Origin of the sequence: Phenylobacterium sp., assembly GCF_013822795.1 — a bacterium.
Classification (GTDB): Bacteria; Pseudomonadota; Alphaproteobacteria; order Caulobacterales; family Caulobacteraceae; genus Phenylobacterium.
Genome location: NZ_PNLB01000010.1, coordinates 36,316 through 53,348 on the forward strand (window position 1 = coordinate 36,316; position 17,033 = coordinate 53,348).

Consider the following 17,033-nt stretch of genomic DNA (forward strand, 5'->3'; position numbering starts at 1 on the left):
AGCTTGGAGTTTCCGAATGCTTGTGACCCCCGCCGCCGCCCGTTACAAGACGGCGGAATCGACGGCGGAGCCGAATGTCGAAACCGATCTATGTGCTTAGCGGGCCCAACCTCAACCTCTTGGGGGTCCGGGAGCCGGAGATTTACGGAAAGGAGACGCTGGAGGACGTCCGCACTCGTTGCGAACGCCGCGCCGGCGCCCTCGGTCATGCCGTGGTCTTCCGCCAATCCAACCACGAAGGCCAACTCATCGACTGGGTGCAGGAAGCCCGGACGGAGGCCTGCGCCGTTGTGATCAATCCCGCGGGCTATGGTCACACTTCCGTGGCCCTGCTGGACGCACTGAAGACACTCGATATTCCTGTGGTCGAATGTCACCTGTCCAACCCGGCGGCGCGCGAAGCGTTCCGCCGTGAAACCTATGTGTCCCTCGTCGCCACCGGGGTCGTCTCCGGCTTCGGCGGGGCGAGCTACGAACTGGCCGTCGAGGCCGCCGCGGGCCTGGCCCGTCAAAGCCAAAACTAAGGATTATCAAATGGCTAGCAGTCCGAAGGCCCCCGCCGACCCGATCGACGCGCGGCTGGTGCGCAAACTGGCCGACATTCTCACCGAGACCGGCCTGACCGAGATCGAAGTCGAGCACAACGACCTGAAGATCCGCGTCGCCAAGACCGCCGCCCCGGCCGCCGTCCAGTACGCCCCCGCTCCGGCGGCGTTCGCTGCCGCCCCGGCTCCGGCCGCCGCTCCCGTGGCCGGCGAAGCGGCCCCGGCCGCAGTCGAGCGCAAGGGCGACGTCGTGAAGTCGCCGATGGTCGGCACCGTCTACCTGCAGCCGCAGCCGGACGCCCCGCCCTTCGTGAAGGTCGGCGACACCGTGACCGCTGGTCAGACCCTGCTGATCGTCGAAGCCATGAAGACGATGAACCCGATCCCCGCGCCCCGCGGCGGCAAGATCGTCGAGATCATCGTCCAGGACGCTCAGCCGGTCGAATTCGGCGAACCGCTGATCGTCATCGAGTAGGTCGATGTTCGACAAAATCCTCATCGCCAATCGCGGCGAGATCGCCCTGCGGGTCCACCGGGCCTGCAAGGAAATGGGCATCTCGACCGTGGCGGTCCATTCCGAGGCCGACACCGGCGCCATGTGGGTGCGGCTGGCTGACGAAAGCGTCTGCATCGGCCCGGCTCCCGCCGCCAAGAGCTACCTGAACATCCCCTCGATCATCGCTGCGGCGGAGATCACGGGCGCTCAGGCGATCCACCCGGGCTACGGCTTCCTGTCGGAAAACGCCCGCTTCGCCGAGATCGTGGCGGCGCACGGCTTCACCTTCATTGGTCCGACCGCTGACCACATCAAGATGATGGGCGACAAGATCACCGCCAAGCAGGCGGTGAAGGAAGCGGGCATCCCCGTGGTGCCCGGCTCCGATGGCGCCGTGACCACCGAGGAAGAAGCCTTCGAGGCGGCCAAGAAGATCGGGTTCCCCGTGCTCATCAAGGCCGCCGCTGGCGGCGGCGGGCGCGGCATGAAGGTCGCTCAGACCGAGGAAGACCTCTACGAGGCGGTCTCCACCGCCCGCGCCGAGGCCAAGGCCGCCTTCGGCGACGACGCGGTCTACATGGAGCGCTACCTCCAGACCCCGCGCCACATCGAGATCCAGGTCATCGCCGACAAGTTCGGCAATGTCTGCCACCTCGGCGAACGCGACTGTTCGCTGCAGCGTCGCCACCAGAAGGTGCTCGAAGAAGCCCCCTCGCCGGTCATCGACGCGGCCGGCCGCGCCAAGATCGGCAAGGTGGTGGTCGATGCGATCAGGGCCATCGGCTACCTCGGCGTCGGGACCATCGAGTTCCTGTACGAGAACGGCGAGTTCTTCTTCATCGAGATGAACACCCGCCTGCAGGTCGAACACCCGGTCACCGAGGCCATCACCGGCATCGACCTGGTGCGCGAGCAGATCCGCATCGCCGCGGGCCTGCCGCTGTCCTTCAAGCAGGAAGACGTCGTGTTCGAGGGCCACGCCATCGAATGCCGGATCAACGCCGAGAACCCGAAGACCTTCACGCCATCGCCCGGCCTGGTCAGCGATTTCCACGCCCCGGGCGGCTTGGGCGTGCGCCTCGATAGCGCGCTCTACGCCGGCTATTCGATCCCGCCCTACTACGACAGTCTGGTCGGCAAGCTGATCGTCCATGGTCGCGACCGCGAAGAATGCATCGCCCGCGTCAACCGCTGCCTAGGCGAAATGGTCGTCGGCGGCATCGAGACCTCGATCCCGCTGTTCCAGGAGCTGCTCCAGCAGCCCGACTTCCTCTCCGGCGACTACAACATCCACTGGCTCGAACGCTGGATGAAGTCGCAGCAGGAAGAGGCCTGACCGCATCCTCCTCCCCCGCGCGAGCGGGGGAGGAAACCGCGCCCTGATCGGCTAAGCTGCCGCCATGAAACGTTTCGGCCCCCGCGAGCTCCTGGAGTGCTACGGCCGCGGCGTGTTCCCGATGGCCGATGCGCGCGAAGACGATCGCGTCTTCCTCATCGACCCTGAAAAGCGCGGTGTCGTTCCGCTGGATGGCTTCCACGTCTCGCGCCGCCTAGCCCGCACCGTGCGCGGCGATCCTTTCGACATCCGCATGGACACCGCGTTCTCACGCGTAGTTCTGGAATGCGCCGCGCCCAAGCCCGGCCGCACCGAAACCTGGATCAACGGTGTCATCGAGGACCTCTACGCCCAGCTGTTCGAGATGGGCCACGCCCACAGCGTCGAATGCTGGCTAGGGGACGAACTGGTCGGCGGTCTCTATGGGGTCTCGCTCGGCGGGGCCTTCTTCGGCGAAAGCATGTTCAGCCGCCGCACCGACGCCTCGAAGGTGGCGCTGGTCCATCTGGTCGCGCGGCTGCTCAGCGACGGTTTCCAGCTGCTCGACGCCCAGTTCATCACCGACCACCTGTCGACCTTCGGCGCGGTGGAGATCCCGCGGGGGGAGTATCACCGCCGACTGGCGCGCGCCCTGGAGGCGCAGGCCTCGTTTCAGCGCGCGGCGGTCGGAACCGGCGCGGCCGCCCTGCAGGTGATCAGCCAGGCGTCGTAGATCGGGTGCTCAAGCGGGTTCAGGCCCGGCGAGGACGCATACATCCAGCCCCGGAACGCCTGGCGCGGCGGCGGCGTCGGCTTGCCGGGCGCGGCGCGCGGCTGAGATTCCACGGTCACGTGCGCGACCGAGTCTTCGATCGCCTCGTCGGCTGCGGAGCGCTCGCAGGCCTTCACCGTGAACACCAGGTTCTTGTAGCGGACGGGTCGGCCGACGGCGGCCTCGAAACGCATGGACTCGGCCGAGACCTTATCCAACGCCTGGATGACGGCGACGTCGTAGCGGGCGCGCTTGGCCGCCTCGGCTGGCTTGGCGGCGACCTGGGCCTTCGGCGCCGGGGCCGGCTCGACCTCTTCGGCGGCGATCGGTGGCGCAGCGACCGGCGGCGGCGGCGCCACCTGGGTCGGCGGGGCCTCTTCAGGCGCCGGCGGCGGCTGCGCGGGCGGCGTCACAGGGCCGTTTGGGAGCGGCGACGGCTGGGCCGCGGGCGGCGGCTGCAACAGGGGCGGCTGGCTCTGAGTGGTCGGCTGCGCGCTCACCATGCCGGCGCCCGCCAGGGCGCCCAGCATCGCCAATCCGGCAAGGGTGCGGCCGCGCGACATGCCTATTCCGGCCGCCAGGCCTCGTAGTCGCCCGACGCCTTCTGACGCTCGCCGCCCCGCGCGATCGAGCCTTGCGGCTTCCAGGCGTGCACGGTGCCGGTCAGGTTCGGCAGATGGTCCTTTTCCCAGGGCTGGCGCTTCAGCGGCGCCTTGGTCGGCGGCTCATCGAAGGTGTAGTGCAGCCAACCGTGCCAGTCGGCGGGGACCTTCGAGGCCTCGGCATAGCCGTTGTAAATGACCCAGCGGCGCTTGCGGCCCTTGTCGTACGACGTCCGATCATCCTTGGCTTCGTAGTAGCTGTTGCCCAGCTCATCCTTGCCGATGAAGACGCCGCCGCGAACCGTGTTGCGGACGCCGATGGTCGCGCCGTTCCACCAGGTGAAGATATTCTTGAGCACGTTTGGGAATTCCAGACAGACAGGAAGCGCGCGGACTATAGGCGCCCGGCCGCCCACCGTCCAGCCGCGCGAAATTCGCAATATCTTGGGGATAGGCGCCCCCTGAACCGCAACATCTATTGCCCGCATTAACGACGCTGCTAGACTCGGCCGTCGGGAGAACCGGATATGGGCGTAGAAGCGGCAAGGATCGAACGGCGGACGCTCGAGCGCGCGTCCAGCGTGGCCGAGATTCTGGCCCCTGCGTCATGGACCGACGCACGGGTCGAAGCCTGGCTCGACTGGCTGGACGAAGGCGCCGATCTGCCTGCCGCCGTGTTCCGCTTCGCCGAGGATCTCGTGCAGCGCGGCGATTCGGCCGGCCTGTTCGAGACCGCCCGCGCCCGCGCCGCTTTCCGCCGCGATCTGGGCGCGGCCATTCTCGCCGGCCAGATCGCCCTGTCCTGGCCGCGCCCCGATCCGGCGACGCCCGTCGTCCGGTCCGGCGACGACTGCGCCCCCGCCATCGACGCCCTGCGCGCCCAGCATCGCGGCCGCGCCATGGCGAGAGCCGCCGCCCGCGAGATGGGCGCCCGCCTCCAGGCGGTGATGGATTCCATCCTGCGCTGCGAAGGCGACCCGGCCGCCTGCGCCGATCTGCGCGCCAACGCCAGCCTCGCGCGCAGCGCCGAAGCCGCCCGCGTCGCCGGCGCCACCGATGCGATGATCCTCGACGCCATCGCCCTGGCCAAGGCGGGCGAACTCGAATGGTCGGCCGCCGAACCGGACTTCGCCGCCATCGAGGAACTGGAGCTGGTCTGCGCCCTCTCCGGGACGTCCGAGCCGGCGCTCGCCGCTGCCGCTTGGGAAACCGGCGCACTCGCCGTGGCCCTCACCCCCGAAATCGCCCAGGGCGTCGCCCGCGCCTGGGGCGGCGCGCGCGGGGCCGTCAACTTGATGGGCTTCGGGGCCGGGAACGATTTCGACGCCGCGAGCTTCGCTTCGGCCGTCGCGCTGCTGGCGAGCGCCCTGGCCGTGATCAGCGGCGAACGGCCTGCCTCGCTCGGTCTGGCCGGCGTCGCCGACTGGCTGGTCGCCCAAGGCCTGACCTACGATTCCGAGGCCGGCCGCGCAGCAGTCCGTGATCTCTACCGACACGCCGCTTCGGCCTGCGTGGCGTCGGGCGCCAAGCTCAACGGCGGGCTGGCGGTGTTCGACGATCCGGAACTGGCGCTGCGGCTTGGCGGCGTCAGCGCCTCCGCCGCGCCCTGGCTCGGCCCGGTCACGGTCGCCCAGACCGAGGACGGCGTGCTCACCCGCGTGATGACCGAGGCCGCGCTGTGCGGCCTGACCGCGCTCGGCGCGGACCTGTCCCAGGCTCGTGCCTGGCTGCTCGGCGGTCTGGACCTGTCCGAGGCCCCCGGCGTCGATCACGCCGCCCTCGCCGCCCGCGGCTTCACCGATCACGAGATCGCCCAGGCCGAAGCCGCCCTGCCCTTGGCCGCCACCCTGGCCGAGGCCTTCGCCGCCATCGACGCCGGCTTCCTCTGCGACGTGCTCGGCGCCACCGACGCCGACCTGGCCGACCCCAACCTCAACGTGCTCAAGCTCGCAGGCTTCAGCGACGAGGAGATCGACCAGGCCCAGGCCTACGCCATCGGCTCAGGCGCCCTATCCCAAGCCGACTTCCTCACCGCGGCCCAACAGGCGGTGTTCGAGACCGCCGATGAGCTCGGCCCCGAACCTTACTTCGCCGTGCTGGCGGTGATCGCCCACGCCCTGGCTGTACCCGCCCTGGCCGACCTGGAACTGGAGTGGGACACCACCCCGGCCGACGCCGCCGGCGTGATCACCATGGCCGCCCGCGCCAAGGCCCAGGCCCTGCGGATGCGCCGCGCCGCGCCGCCGGCCGGCCTGGTGCTGGACCTGCCCAGGGCGAGCGAGCCGCCACCCCGCATCGCCCGCGAACCCGAAGCCGAGGCGCGCGCTCCGCAGGCTGAACGGATCGTCGAGCGCATCGTCGAGCGCGATCGCACCCGCCGTAAGCTGCCCGACCGCCGCAAGGGCTACATCCAGAAGGCCAGCGTGGGCGGTCACAAGGTCTATCTGCACACCGGCGAGTATGAAGACGGCGAACTCGGCGAGATCTTCATAGACATGCACAAGGAAGGCGCCGCCTTCCGCTCGCTGATGAACAATTTCGCCATCGCGATCTCGATCGGACTGCAATACGGCGTGCCGCTCGACGAGTTCGTCGACGCTTTTGTCTTCACCCGCTTCGAACCGGCCGGTCCGGTCACCGGCAACGACTCGGTGCGCTCGGCGACCTCGATCCTCGACTACCTGTTCCGTGAGCTTGGCGTGTCCTATCTAGGCCGCAACGACCTGGCCAACGCCGACCCAGGCGAGCTCAACGCCGACGGCCTGGGCGACGGCAAGGCCGACGACGAGGACGGCCCCCAACCGGCCAGCCATTTCATCTCCCGCGGGTTCGCCCGCGGCGCAGCGCCCGACAACCTGGTCTTCCTGCCCAGCGCAGCGGCCCGGCCGCCGGCGGCCGAAGCCGACGTTTGCGCGGCCTGCGGCGACATCGCCGTGGTCCGCAAGGGCGCCAGCCTGATCTGCGAGACCTGCGGAACCCGAGCCGCCCCGCAGGGCGGTGACATGACCGGCTGAGCGTGCGGGGCGCCAGCTCAGGTTTCACCGAGGACGACGGCGGGGAGAATTTCGCCGACGCCAAACTCAACGGGGCCAATTTTTCCGGCGTCGAGTGGGTTGGCGCATGCGGCTTGTCCCAAGCACAGCTGAGCCCGGTCTGTGGGGACGGCTCCACACGCCTGCCGGGCGGCCCGCACATCCTCAGTTGCTAGCTAAGCCGCTGACAATTACCGCGAATTAAGTAGCGTCCACAGGGTGTCGAGAGCACATGCTCACATCATGGACCAACAACGCCAAGCTTCGATGCCTCGTCTGACGCGTTCTCTGCCCGCCCTCTCCGCCCTGGTCGCCGTGGCGCTCGCCGCCATTCCCGGCTTGGCCAGCGCCAACATGGGCGACAAGGATGTGGCGCGGATGGTCACGTTCGGCGGGGCCTGCGCCAAGTGCGAACTGTCGGGCCGCAAACTGGCCGGCGCCCAGTTCGTCGGCGCCAACTTCGCCCAGGCCGCGCTGGTCGGCTCGGATCTGCGCGACGCCCGCTTCCTCGGCGCCAACTTCAGCGGGGCCGACCTGTCGCGGGCCGACCTCAGCGACGCCCAGATGGTCGGCGCCAACTTCACCAGCGCGGTGCTGACCGATGCGCGGCTGCGCGACGTCGAGGCCCGCGGCGTCAATTTCGGCGGCGCCAACCTGGCGCGCGCCGACCTGCGCGATGCGACCGCCACCGGCTCCGTCTTCAGCAAGGCCAACCTGTCCAACGCCTCGTTGCGCGGCGCCGAACTGCGGGCCGCCAACTTCTCCAAGGCCAACGGCCGGGCCGCCGACTTCCGTGACGCCGCGCTTTCCGGCGCCAACCTCGGCTCGGGCGCCTTTGATCATGCCTCGTTCCGCGACGCCGACATGTCTGCGGCCAACCTGTCGGGCGCGACGTTCGTGAACACCGATTTCCGCGGCGCCAGCCTGAGCGGCGCCAATATCGCCGGGGTCGACCTCTCCCGCGCCAAGGGGCTGGAGCAGGACCAGCTGGACGACGCCTGCGCCGACGGCGCGACCCGCGCCCCGCCCGGCCTGGTCGCCAAGGCTTGCCATCGCGGCCGCGTCCGCGTCGTCAGCCGCAGCCCTGCGCCGCCGCCCCCGCCCGCAGCCCCTGCGCCGCCGGCCCCGCCGCGCTACTTCGCCAGCTTCGACTAGAGCGCACAAAAAAGGGGGCCGGCGGCCCCCTTTTCCGTATCTGTCGTCGCGCCTCAGACCTTGATCGGCGGCGCCAGGCGGATGTGCAGCTCCTTGAGCTGCTTCTCCAGCACTTCCGACGGCGCGTTCATCAGCAGGTCCTGGCCCTGCTGGTTCAGCGGGAAGGCGATGACTTCGCGAATGGCGGTCTCGCCGGCCAGCAGCATGACGATCCGGTCGATGCCGGGCGCCAGGCCGCCGTGCGGCGGCGCGCCGTGACGGAAGGCGTTCAGCATGCCGCCGAACTCTTCCTCGACGACGTTGGAGCCGTAGCCGGCCAGTTCGAACGCCTTCACCATCACCTCGGGGAGGTGGTTCCGGATCGCGCCCGAGCACAGCTCATAGCCATTGCAGACGATGTCGTACTGGAACGCGCGGATGGTCAGCGGGTCCTGGTTCAGCAGCGCGTCCAGCCCGCCCTGCGGCATCGAGAACGGGTTGTGCGAGAAGTCGACCTTCTGCTCTTCCTCGCTCCACTCGAACATCGGGAAGTCGACGATCCAGCAGAACTTGAACTGGTCTTCGTCGACCAGCTTCAGGTCCGTGCCCACCTTCGTCCGGGCGTTGCCCGCGAACTTCGCGAACACCTTGGGGTCGCCAGCCACGAAGAAGGCGGCGTCGCCCTGCCCCATGCCGATGCCGGTCATCAGCGCGGTGGTCGCGTCGGGACCCAGGTTCTTGGCGATCGGGCCGCCCCAGCCGCCCTGGTCTTCCGACCAGAAGATGTAGCCCAGGCCCGGCTGGCCCTCGCCCTGCGCCCAGCTGTTCATGCGGTCGCAGAACGCGCGGCTGCCGCCCTTCGGGGCCGGGATCGCCCAGACCGCGTTCTTGGCGTCTTCCAGAATGCGCGCGAACAGGCCGAACCCGCCCCCGCGGAAGCGCTCGGAGACGTCCTGCATGATGATCGGGTTGCGCAGGTCGGGCTTGTCAGTGCCGTAGCGGGCCATCGACTGCACATAGGTCAGGCGCTCGAAGCCCTGGTGCTCGATGGTCTTGCCGAAGTCGTCCTCGTAGGACATCGCCTGGTCGATCGGCGAGACGCGCTTGCCGCCGCCGAACTCCACGAACACCCCGTGCATCACCGGCTCGATCGCCGCGAACACGTCCTCTTGGGTGACGAAGCTCATCTCGACGTCGAGCTGATAGAATTCCAGCGAACGGTCGGCGCGCAGGTCCTCATCGCGGAAGCACGGCGCGATCTGGAAGTAGCGGTCAAAGCCCGAAACCATCAGCAGTTGCTTGAACTGCTGGGGCGCCTGCGGCAGCGCGTAGAACTTGGTCGGGTGCATCCGCGAGGGCACCAGGAAGTCGCGCGCGCCTTCCGGCGACGAAGCCGTCAGGATCGGCGTCTGGTACTCCAGGAAGCCCTGGTCGATCATGCGGTTGCGGATCGAGTGGATGACCTTCGAGCGCAGCACGATGTTCCGGTGCAGCGTCTCGCGACGCAGGTCCAGATAGCGGTGCTTCAGGCGGATTTCTTCCGGATAATCCGGCTCGCCAAAGACCGGCAGCGGCAGCTCGGCCGCTTCCGACAGCACCTCGACGGTGCGCACGCGCACCTCGACCTCGCCGGTCGGCAGGTTGGCGTTCACGGTTTCCGGGCTGCGGGCCACGACCTCGCCGTCGATGCGGATGACGCTTTCGGCGCGCAGGCGCTCGATGACGTCAAAGCCCGGCGTCTCCGGGCTGATCACCAGCTGCGTCAGGCCGTAGTGGTCGCGCAGGTCGATGAACACGAGACCGCCGTGGTCGCGTTTGCGGTGGATCCAGCCCGAAAGGCGGACGGTCTTGCCCGTGTCGGCGGCGCGAAGAGCGCCTGCGGTATGGGTGCGGTAGGCGTGCATGGGGGAGTCGCTAAGGCTCTGAAAATCGAGGGCGGAAGGGCGCATGTAGGGCCCCGAAAGTCAAGGAGCCGAGCCCATTCCCTCCCCTCGCTTCTCCTACTTCGCCGGGTCGACCAGGGCTTGGTAGACCAGCGTCCGCGTCAGCCCGCCCAGGTCCGGCCCGCCGGTGCCGCCATAGCGCTGGATCATGCCGACGAAGACCACGTCGTTGGTCGGATCGACCCAGAACCAGGTGCCGGCCGCGCCGCCCCAGCTCATCGTGCCCTTGCCTTCCAGGGTGCCGGCCTTGCGCGGGTCGTTGACCACCATGAAATCGAGGCCGAACCCAACCGCCTCGTTGAACGACGACGTCGTCGAGCCGTTCGACGACACCAACGCCGCCTGCGGGATGACGTTGGTCCCCATCAACTCGACCGAGGCGGGCGACAGGATCCGCACGCCGTCCAACTCGCCGCCGTTGGCGATCATCTGCGCAAAGCGGGCGTAGTCGCGCGTGGTCGACACCAAGCCGCCGCCGCCCGATTCCAGCCGCGGCTTGTCGACGAAGTTCTGGATGGGCTGCCCCGCGAGGGTTTTGGCCTCTTCGATCTTCCCCGTCGTGGGATTGCCGATGTACGGCGTCGGCAACCGCGAGGCGTTGGCGGCGCCCGTGTAGAAGCCGGTCTCGTTCATCTTCAGCGGCTTGAAGAGGCGGCTCTCCAGGAAGTCGCCCAGGCTCTGGCCCGACAGCCGCTCGACCACCGCGCCCTGCAGGTCGACGGCGACCGAATAGCTCCACTGTTCGCCCGGTTGATACATCAACGGGATGGCCGCGACCTTGGTCGTCAGGGCCTTCAGGTCGGTCGAGCCCAAGACCCGCTGCTCACGGAACATGCGGTCCACAGGGTGCTTGTCGCCAAGGCCATAACCGAACCCGGCGGTGTGGCTCATCAGCTCGCGCATGGTCGGCGGGCGCTTCACCGGTTCGAGGATCGGCTGGCCGTTGGCGTCCACGCCCTTCCAGACCTTCAGGTCCTTCATTTCGGGCAGATAGGTCGTGATCGGATCGTCTAGCCGCCAGCGGCCTTCCTCGAACAGGATCATCATCGCCACGCCGGTCACCGGCTTGGACATCGAATAGATGCGGAAGATGGCGTCGTTCTCGAGCGGCTTGCCGGTCTCGAGGTTCGCCTTGCCATGCGTGTTGAACGCGACGACCTGGCCATGCCGCGCCAACAGGGTCTGCACGCCGGCCACCCTGCCGTCGGCGACCGCCTTGGCCATCGCCACATCCAACCGCTGCAGCCGGGCGCTGTCGAAGCCGAGCGCCTCGGGGCTGGCGGCCGGGGCTAGCCCCGCAACGGGCTCCTTGGCCCAGGCGGCGGGCGCGAGCGCCCAGGTCAGCGAAACCGCGGCCAGAGCGCTCGCCAGCAGATGGCGCTTCATGAAACTTCCCCTCCCGAACATCGGCCGGCGAAGCTTAGCGTTGCATCCGACACCTACAAGGTGTCGCCAAAGCTATTTCGGCTTGAAGCGCTTGCTGGTGGGGAAACCCTTTGGCGCCAGCTTGCCGGCTGCGGCGCGCCGCCCCAGCCATTCGCGCCATTCACCCCAGACACGGGTGCGGCCGGCGGTGTCGATCCAGGTCGCGCCTTCCTCGGCGTTGAACACCACTGCATCGCGCAGTCCGCCCTCGCGGTAGGTCTGCAGCTTCACGCCCTTGCCGCGCGGCATCTCCGGCAGCTCCGACAGCGGGAAGATCAGGATCTTGCCGTTGTCGCCGACCACGCCGAAGTGGTCGCCGCTCACCGGCATCGCGAAGGCCGCGCCCTTGGCCCCGGCGTTCAGCACCTGCTTGCCGGCCCGGCGGAAGCTGATCGCCTCCTCCTCGGGCAGGATGAAGCCGTAGCCCTCCTTCGAGGCGATGACCCGCTTGGTCCCCGGCTTGTGGGGGAAGATGTCGATGATGTCGGTCTTGTCGTCGAGGTCCAGCATCAGCCGCAACGGCTCGCCGTGACCGCGCGCACCCGGCAGCTTGTCGCAACCGATGGTGAAGAACCTGCCGTCCGAGGCGAAGATCAGCAGCTTGTCGGTCGTCTCGGCGGCGACGATGAAGCCCAGCTTGTCGCCTTCCTTGAACTTCAGCTCCGAGGGGTCCTCGACCTTGCCTTTGGCGGCGCGGATCCAGCCGCGCTCGGACAGAATCACGGTGATCGGCTCGCGCACGATCATCGCTTCCATGGCCGCCTCGGCGTCGACCACCGGGGCGGTGTCGAAGATCGAGCGACGCTTGCCCAGGTTGGTGTCGGGACCCAGGATCGCGCGCACGTCCTTCAGACCCACCCCGACCAGGCGCCATTGCGCCCGGTCCGAGGCCAGCATCTTCAGCAGCCCGTCGCGCTCCTCGGCCAGTTCGGCGTGCTCGCGCCGGAGCTCCATTTCCTCCAGCTTGGCCAGTTGGCGCAGGCGGGTGTTGAGGATGGCGTCAGCCTGGATGTCCGACAGCTCGAAGGCCTCGATCAGCCTGGCCTTGGGCTCGTCCTCATAGCGGACGATGCGGATCACCTCGTCCAGGTTCAGGAAGGCGATAACCAAGCCGTCCAGGATGTGCAGACGCGCTTCGATCTTTTCCAGGCGGAAGCGCGCCCGGCGCACCACCACCTCCCGGCGGTGATCCAGGAACGACTGCAGCAGTTGGCGCAGGCCCATCACGCCCGGCGCGCCCTTGGCGTCCAGCACGTTCATATTGACCGGGAACCGGCTCTCCAGTGCCGAGAGCTTGAACAGGCTCTCCATCAGCACTTCGGGCTCGACGTTGCGGTTCTTGGGCTCCAGCACGAGGCGCACGTCCTCGGCGCTCTCGTCGCGCACGTCGCCCAGCAGCGGCGCCTTCTTGGTCTCGATCAGGTCGGCCAGCTGCTCGACCAGATCGGCCTTCTTCACCTGGTACGGAATCTCGGTGACGATGATCTGGTAGGTCCCGCGCCCGGTGTCTTCCTTCTCCCAGCGCGCCCGCACCCGCACCCCGCCACGACCGGTGGCGTAGGTCTCCAGCATGCTCTCGCGCGGCTCGACGATCACCCCGCCAGTGGGGAAGTCGGGGCCTTGGACGTGCTCCATCAGGCGCGCGGTATCGGCGTTCGGATCTTCCAGCAGCACCAGGCAGGCGTCGATCAACTCGGCGGCGTTGTGCGGCGGGATCGAGGTCGCCATGCCCACGGCGATGCCGCTCGAGCCGTTGGCCAGCAGGTTCGGGAACCCGGCCGGCAGCACCACGGGCTCCTCGTCTTCGCCGTCATAGGTCGGGCGGAAGTCGACCGCGTCCTCGTCGATGCCGTCCAGCAGCAGCTGCGCAGCCACGGTGAGCTTGCACTCGGTGTATCGCATGGCCGCGGCGTTATCGCCGTCGATGTTGCCGAAGTTCCCCTGGCCGTCGACCAGCGGATAGCGCTGGGCGAAGTCCTGGGCCAAGCGCACCAGGGCGTCATAGACCGCGGTGTCGCCGTGCGGGTGGTACTTACCGATCACATCGCCGACCACGCGGGCGCACTTCTTGGCCGTGGTGTTCGGGTCCAGCCGCAGCTGGCGCATGGCGTACATCAACCGCCGGTGGACCGGCTTCATCCCGTCGCGCACGTCGGGCAGCGCCCGGCCGGTGATGGTCGAGAGCGCATAGGCCAAGTACCGCCGAGACAGGGCCTCGGTCAGCGGCTCGTCGATGATGCGGTCGCCTTCGCCGTCGCCCGGCGGGGGAGTGTGCTTGGTCATGATCGAATCAAACTCGCAGTTCAGTCCCGTTCTAACGGGCGACGCCGCGGAAGTCGCCGCGGCGGATTGAGGGCTAGAGCCGCTGGGCCTCCAACAGCCGCTCGACCAGCCACACACGGGCCGGCGGCAGCGGCTTGTTGACGGGGCCGAAGACGAACAGCTCCAGGAAGTGCGCGGTCAGGTCCAGGCCCGCCTTGACGTCTCCAGCCGCCAGCCCGGTCTGGGCCGACAGCATGAACGGCGGCAGCGCCAGCAGCCGGTCCTTGTAAGGCTCGCCGGCGTTGCGGCTCACCGCCCGCCCCGTCCGGGGACTGACATAGATCAGGTCGTCGACCGACCCGGTCGCCGCGCACTTGGACAGGTCCATGCCAAAGCCCAGGTCCTGCAGCAGCCCCGCCTCGAAGCGCACGAACACCGCCGGCCAGATCTCGGGCGCCATCAGCGCCGCGGTCAGCGCCTCGAAGGCCAGAAACACCCCCGGATGCGGCTCACGCTCGGGCAGCGCGGCGGCCGCCACCGCCGCGGCGGCGGCCAGGCCGGCCAGCGCCATGCGGTCGTCGAACAGCGCCGAGGGCCCCTCGCCCACCGGCTCCAGCTGCGCCGAGCCAAGCTGGTCCGAAACCCGCGCACGGTAGTGGACGATGGTCCGCGCCCCGGCCTGCAGGAACGGCTTCATCCGCCGCGAGGCCCCGCCCGCGACATGGGCGGCGTACTTTCCGTGCCGCGCGGTCAGCAGTTCCACGATCGCCCCGGTCTCCCCGTGGGCGCGAGCCGACAGCACGTAGGCGTCGTCTTCGAATTCCATCAACCGCGAGCCGTCGGGATCATCACGCCAACCTAGGGCGCTAGACGTCGAAATCCAGGCCCACGTCGCCATAGAACTCGCGCTTGTCGGCCCAGCGCTCGTCCACCTTCACGTGCAGGAACAGATGCACCGGGCGATCGAACAGCTCGATCAGCTCCTCGCGCGACTTCTGGCCGATCCACTTCAGGGTCTGACCGTTCTTGCCCAGCACGATCGGCCGCTGACTTTCGCGCTCCACATAGATCGACTGCTCGATGCGCACCGAACCGTCCTTGCGCTCCTGGAACGCGGTGGTCTCCACCGCCGCCGCATAGGGCAGCTCCTCGTGCACCCGCAGGAACAGCTTCTCGCGGGTGATCTCCGCGGCCAGCAGCCGCGCGGGCAGATCGGCGGTCTGGTCCTCGGGATAGAGCCACGGCCCTTCCGGCATCAGCTCGGCCAACCGCGTCTTCAGGTCATCGACGCCCTGGCCATCGGCGGCCGAGATCATGAAGACCTCGGAGTAGACCCCCGCGTCGTACAGCCCCTGGACCAGCGCCAGCAGACGCTCGCGCTTGACGCCGTCGATCTTGTTGAGCGCCAGGATCACCTTCTTGCCCGAGGTCTTCAGCCCCTCGACGATCATCTGGACGTCGGCGGCCGAGCGTTTGTCGGCGGATTTGGCGCCCGGTTCGGCGGCGGCCAGCTCGGCCTGCACGTCCACCAGATGCACGGTTACATCAGCCTCGTCGGCTCCGCCCCAGGCAGAGCGCACCATCGCCCGGTCCAGTCGGCGGCGCGGCGAGAAAATGCCGGGGGTGTCGACCAGCACGATCTGCGACTCGCCTTCCATGGCGACGCCGCGCACCGGGAAGCGGGTGGTCTGGACCTTCTGGGTCACGATCGTGACCTTCGCCCCGACCAGTCGGTTGGTCAGGGTCGATTTGCCCGCATTCGGGGCTCCAATAATCGCGGCGAAGCCGGCGCGGGTGGTCATTGAGGTCCTTCGCGTTTGAGCAACATCACCGTGGCCGCGGCCTTTTCGGCCTCCTGACGGGAACGGCCTTCGGCAAGTTCAGGTTCATAATCGCCCACGGTCACCGAAACGGTGAACGAGGGAGCGTGGTCGGGGCCTTCGCGTCCGACCACCTTGTAAAGCGGCAGCGGCATGCCGCGGCCCTGGGCCCATTCCTGCAGCTGGGTCTTCGGATCCTTGATCTGCGGTTCGTCCAGGCGCGCGAACTCCTCGGCCCAGAACTCCAGGAAGAAGGCCCGAGCCGCTTCCAGCCCGTCGTCGATGTAGATCGCCCCGATCAGCGCCTCGCAGGCATCGCCCAGCACGGTGTCCTTGTCGCGCGCGCCGATCTTGCTGGCGCTGGCCGCCATGCGCAGGGCGTTCGGCAGGCCGATCCGCCGGGCGACGCGGGCGCAGGCATGGTAGTTGACGAGCCCGGCCATCAGCCGGCTCATCTCCCCTTCCCGCGCCTCAGAGTTCAGCGCCATCAGCCGCTCGGCCGCGAGCAGGTTCAGTACCCGGTCGCCCAGGAACTCCAGCCGCTCGTAGTGGCGCACCTTGAGCGCGCCGTCTCCAACGCTGGCGTGCGTCAGCGCGCGCTCCAGAAGCTCGCGGTCATGGAATACGTGGCCGATGCGGCCCTCGAGTTCGGCGACCGCGGCTTCTCGCCTGTTCATTGGAGGATATTGAAGAACCGGCTGGGCCGCGCGTTCAGCACCCACGTCCAGGGCTTGAACAGCGACGCCCCGGGGTTCCACGACAACAGGATGATCCGCGCCTTGCCGACCAGGTTCTCGGCCGGAACGAAGCCCACCCCGATCTCGGCCGGCACGCGGCTGTCGAGCGAGTTGTCGCGGTTGTCGCCCATGAAGAAGAAGTGGCCTTCCGGCACCACGAAGGTCGGGGTGTTGTCGACGTCGCCGTCGGGGCCGAAGTCATAGGTCGTGAAGGTCCGGCCGCCCGGTAGGGTTTCCTGGAAGCGCTGGACGTTGCGGGTGAAGCCGTAGCCGGAGTCGATCATCACCGGCGGCAGTTCCTTATCGACGACTTCCTTGCCGTTGATCCACAACCGCCCCTGGCGCATCTGCACCCGGTCGCCCGGCAGGCCAATCAGTCGCTTGATGTAGTCGGTGCGCCCGTCGCGCGGCAGCTTGAAGACGATGATGTCGCCGCGCTCAGGCGCGCGCTCCATGATCCGGCCCTTGAACAGCGGCGGGCTGAACGGGATCGAGTGGCGCGAATAGCCGTAGGAGTACTTCGAGACGATGATGTAGTCGCCTTCCAGCAGGGTCGGCTCCATCGAGGCCGACGGAATCGTGAACGGCTGGAAGAACAAGACCCGCAGGAACAGCGCGATCAGCAGCGCGTAAGCCACGGTCTTCACGATCTCGACGAAATCGTTCACCCCGCTGGCTTTTTCAGAAGCGGTCTCTGCGCGGTCGGTCATCTTACATCCTTAGCCCGAAGCAGCGGACAGTTCGCCTAGCTAGACGTTGCATTGGCCTTGAGCAAGCGCGCGACGGAGGACTCTCCTCGTGGCGCGATACGGCCATTTTGCGGCCAACCCAAGCAAACTCCAGGCCAGCATTGGGCTTTCTTTCGCACGCGGCCTGCGACGAGATATCCAGGGCTTCTAGCGACCACCCGCAACTTTCCTGCCTTGCCCCGCGCCGACCCGGGAGTATCA

The 17,033-nt window shown here is 68.2% G+C and carries 15 protein-coding genes; 6 read left to right on the forward strand and 9 right to left on the reverse strand.

Annotated elements, in window-relative coordinates; genetic code table 11:
• Positions 1 to 74 precede the first annotated feature (74 nt).
• The 4 genes from C0481_RS10535 to aat all read left to right on the forward strand — a co-directional run bounded on the left by C0481_RS10535 (position 75) and on the right by aat (position 3,089).
• A complete protein-coding gene (locus C0481_RS10535) occupies positions 75 to 524 on the forward strand; it encodes a type II 3-dehydroquinate dehydratase (protein ID WP_183770249.1) in 450 nt (149 codons plus the stop codon).
• Between the two features lie 10 nt (positions 525 to 534).
• Complete coding sequence (gene accB, locus C0481_RS10540) at positions 535 to 1,020, forward strand: acetyl-CoA carboxylase biotin carboxyl carrier protein (RefSeq protein ID WP_293403411.1); 486 nt, start codon at positions 535 to 537, stop codon at positions 1,018 to 1,020.
• Positions 1,021 to 1,024: 4 nt separating this feature from the next.
• Positions 1,025 to 2,377, forward strand: a complete 1,353-nt coding sequence (accC, locus tag C0481_RS10545; RefSeq protein WP_293403413.1) for an acetyl-CoA carboxylase biotin carboxylase subunit — start codon at positions 1,025 to 1,027, stop codon at positions 2,375 to 2,377.
• 64 nt (positions 2,378 to 2,441) lie between these two features.
• A complete protein-coding gene (gene aat, locus C0481_RS10550; RefSeq protein ID WP_293403415.1) occupies positions 2,442 to 3,089 on the forward strand; it encodes a leucyl/phenylalanyl-tRNA--protein transferase in 648 nt (215 codons plus the stop codon).
• On the opposite strand, the gene C0481_RS10555 is transcribed toward aat, so the two are convergent.
• Together C0481_RS10555 and C0481_RS10560 are read right to left on the reverse strand one after the other, a co-directional pair.
• Positions 3,029 to 3,691: a DUF2155 domain-containing protein gene (locus C0481_RS10555; protein WP_293403417.1), complete on the reverse strand. Its 663-nt coding sequence runs from the start codon at positions 3,689 to 3,691 to the stop codon at positions 3,029 to 3,031. The two genes, aat and C0481_RS10555, sit on opposite strands and share 61 nt — an antisense overlap.
• 2 nt (positions 3,692 to 3,693) lie before the next feature.
• A complete protein-coding gene (locus tag C0481_RS10560; RefSeq protein WP_293403419.1) occupies positions 3,694 to 4,089 on the reverse strand; it encodes an NADH:ubiquinone oxidoreductase subunit NDUFA12 in 396 nt (131 codons plus the stop codon).
• A gap of 168 nt (positions 4,090 to 4,257) precedes the next feature.
• On the opposite strand from C0481_RS10560, the gene C0481_RS10565 reads away from it, so the two are divergent.
• Both C0481_RS10565 and C0481_RS10570 read left to right on the forward strand, forming a co-directional pair.
• Positions 4,258 to 6,744 carry a ribonucleotide reductase gene (locus C0481_RS10565; RefSeq protein ID WP_293403421.1) on the forward strand — a complete coding sequence of 829 codons (2,487 nt, stop codon included), beginning with the start codon at positions 4,258 to 4,260 and terminating at the stop codon, positions 6,742 to 6,744.
• A gap of 285 nt (positions 6,745 to 7,029) precedes the next feature.
• Positions 7,030 to 7,917, forward strand: a complete 888-nt coding sequence (locus tag C0481_RS10570; protein WP_293403423.1) for a pentapeptide repeat-containing protein — start codon at positions 7,030 to 7,032, stop codon at positions 7,915 to 7,917.
• A 53-nt stretch (positions 7,918 to 7,970) separates the two neighbouring features.
• On the opposite strand, the gene aspS is transcribed toward C0481_RS10570, so the two are convergent.
• The 7 genes from aspS to lepB all read right to left on the reverse strand — a co-directional run bounded on the left by aspS (position 7,971) and on the right by lepB (position 16,793).
• Complete coding sequence (gene aspS, locus C0481_RS10575) at positions 7,971 to 9,800, reverse strand: aspartate--tRNA ligase (protein ID WP_293403425.1); 1,830 nt, start codon at positions 9,798 to 9,800, stop codon at positions 7,971 to 7,973.
• Between the two features lie 96 nt (positions 9,801 to 9,896).
• Entirely contained in the window at positions 9,897 to 11,225 is a 1,329-nt protein-coding gene (locus C0481_RS10580; RefSeq protein ID WP_293403427.1) for a serine hydrolase domain-containing protein, read from the reverse strand.
• Positions 11,226 to 11,297: 72 nt separating this feature from the next.
• On the reverse strand, positions 11,298 to 13,547 hold the full coding sequence (gene parC, locus C0481_RS10585) for a DNA topoisomerase IV subunit A (RefSeq protein ID WP_293403429.1): 2,250 nt from the start codon (positions 13,545 to 13,547) through the stop codon (positions 11,298 to 11,300).
• 73 nt (positions 13,548 to 13,620) lie between these two features.
• A complete protein-coding gene (gene recO / locus C0481_RS10590) occupies positions 13,621 to 14,352 on the reverse strand; it encodes a DNA repair protein RecO (protein ID WP_293403431.1) in 732 nt (243 codons plus the stop codon).
• 40 nt (positions 14,353 to 14,392) lie between these two features.
• Positions 14,393 to 15,328 (reverse strand): GTPase Era, encoded by a 936-nt coding sequence (era, locus tag C0481_RS10595; RefSeq protein ID WP_293403433.1) that lies wholly within the window; start codon positions 15,326 to 15,328, stop codon positions 14,393 to 14,395.
• Positions 15,325 to 16,023 (reverse strand): ribonuclease III, encoded by a 699-nt coding sequence (gene rnc, locus C0481_RS10600; RefSeq protein ID WP_293403435.1) that lies wholly within the window; start codon positions 16,021 to 16,023, stop codon positions 15,325 to 15,327. Before rnc ends, era begins: the two co-directional genes overlap by 4 nt.
• The gene (gene lepB, locus C0481_RS10605; protein WP_293403437.1) at positions 16,020 to 16,793 is read right to left on the reverse strand and encodes a signal peptidase I; all 774 of its coding nucleotides are present in this window, start codon (positions 16,791 to 16,793) and stop codon (positions 16,020 to 16,022) included. Before lepB ends, rnc begins: the two co-directional genes overlap by 4 nt.
• Positions 16,794 to 17,033 lie beyond the last annotated feature (240 nt).